2 protein-coding genes are annotated in these 2,163 nt (G+C 61.5%); both read right to left on the reverse strand.

What is annotated here, in order from left to right; translation table 11 throughout:
- On the reverse strand, positions 1 to 1,414 hold a 1,414-nt coding region (locus AAAB16_RS18445), incomplete at its 3' end, for a 5-guanidino-2-oxopentanoate decarboxylase (RefSeq protein ID WP_340664634.1).
- 9 nt (positions 1,415 to 1,423) lie between these two features.
- Positions 1,424 to 2,146: a class II aldolase/adducin family protein gene (locus AAAB16_RS18450; RefSeq protein ID WP_340664635.1), complete on the reverse strand. Its 723-nt coding sequence runs from the start codon at positions 2,144 to 2,146 to the stop codon at positions 1,424 to 1,426.
- Positions 2,147 to 2,163 lie beyond the last annotated feature (17 nt).

Genomic DNA, 2,163 nt, shown 5'->3' on the forward strand with positions numbered 1-2,163 from the left:
GCATATAGCCCTTGATCTCGCCATAGCCGTAGTTATTCCACAGCACAATCACGATGCCGACTTGCGCTTCCACCGCACTGGCCAGTTCCGGCAGGGAGAATTGCAGCCCACCATCGCCAATCAGGCAAATTACCGGGGTTTGGGGTTCGGCCAGTTTGGCGCCGATAGCGGCGGGCAGGGCGTAGCCGAGGGTGCCGTAGCCGGTGGAGGAATTAAACCAGCGGCGTGGGGCGTCAAGGTCGACCAGGTGGTTGCCGCTGTAGACGGTTTGCGTCGAGTCGCCGACAAAGCGCGCCTGCGGATACGCCGCCAATAACGTAGCAAACAGCTCGCGGTAATGGCCCCAGCCGCTGAAGTCTTCGGCCAATTGCGCACGTACCGCTTCGGCACGTTGAACGCCTGGGCTATCTGGATTGCTCTCGCGGCCGGGCAGTTCGGCCAGCAGTGCAAGCATGGCCAGGCGCGCATCGCTATGAATGGCCAGGGCAGGGGCATGGTTGCGCACTAACTGCTGCGGGTCGATATCGACGCGGATCAGCTCGCCATTGAGGGCAAAGCCGCCGTTAAACACCACGTCGTAATCGGTTTCACCCAGCTCCGTGCCGATGGCCAGAATCACATCGGCAGCGGCGGCCAGTTCGCGCACCGGCACTAGCGATTGGTTGCTGCCGATCAGCAACGGGTGATTTGCCGGCAGCAGGCCTTTGGCGTTGATGGTCAGCGCGGTGGGTGCATCCAGCGCATCGGCCAATGCGCGTGCTTCGGCGGCGGCGTCCAGGCAGCCACCACCGAGCAGCAACAGCGGGCGCTGAGCGTTGCGCAATTTGTCTGCTGCCTGTTGCAGCAAGGCCAACGCGGGAGCAGGGCGGCTTAACACGGCGCGTGGCTGCACACGCATGTGCTCAGCGGGCGCGGTGATAATGTCCAGCGGCAATTCGATATGCACCGGCCTTGGCCGCTCGCTATCAAACACGGCAAAGGCGCGGGCCAGCACTTCGGGTAATTGCTCGACGCTCAGCACCGTACGGCTAAAAGCGGTCACGCCTGCGGTCAGCCCGCGTTGATCCGGCAGCTCATGCAAATAGCCATTGCCGCTGCCCAAGCGTGCGCGTTCGTTAACGCTGGAAATCACCAGCATCGGAATCGAGTCAGCATAGGCCTGGGCCATGGCCGTGAGGATATTGGTCATCCCCGGCCCAGTAATGATGAAACACACGCCAGGCTTGCCGGTAACCCGCGCATAACCGTCGGCCATAAACCCGGCGCCTTGCTCGTGGCGTGGGGTGATATGGCGGATGGTGCTGTGGGGCAGGCCGCGATACAGCTCCACCGTGTGCACGCCGGGAATGCCGAATACGGTATCCACGCCCCAGGCTGCAAGTTGCTTAACCAGAAATTCGCCGCAGGTGGTCATGGCTAATCCTTAATTTTTATAAGAGGGGTCAAGGCGTTCGAGCTTGCGCAGCCAAGCATCCCACAGCAGTGGGCGTTGCCATTCGCAGCCCTGGAACTGCTCGCAGGCGTGCTGGGCGAGCTTGCCGGAGATTTCACTGACGCCATCGAGCACTGCGGCCGTCAGCTGAATTTCGCAGGCCTTGTTCAGGTAATACATCACGTAGAAGGCATCGGCGACGCTGCTACCAACGCTGAGCAAGCCGTGGTGGCGCAGGATCATGGCGATATTGTCGCCAAGTGACGCCACCAGCCGTTCGCGCTCGCCCAGGTCCAAGGCGATGCCTTCATAGCTGTGATAACCGACACGGCGATAAAACTCGGCGCTGATCTGATTAAGCTGCGCCAAGCCTTTATCGTTGGCCGCCACCGCCATGCCCGGCAGGGTGTGGGTATGGATCACGCAATGGGCGTCTTCGCGGGCCATATGCACGGCGCTGTGAATGGTAAAACCGGCGACGTTGTAGTCGGCATTGCCGTCCAGCACGCGGCCATGCATATCCACCACCAGCAAATCGCTGGCGCGCACTTCCTCAAACAACAGGCCAAACGGGTTGATCAGAAAACGCGGCTCCAGCCCCGGCAGGCGCGCGGAAAAATGCGTGTACAGGGTGTCGTCCCAGCCAAACAGGGCTGCCAGGCGATAGGCAGCGGCCAGATCACGACGCAGGGTCGCCTCAGTGGCAACGTTCAATGGCTGATCTGCGACAG

The organism is Pseudomonas sp. (genome assembly GCF_037994325.1).
In the GTDB taxonomy this organism is placed as follows: Bacteria; Pseudomonadota; Gammaproteobacteria; order Pseudomonadales; family Pseudomonadaceae; genus Aquipseudomonas.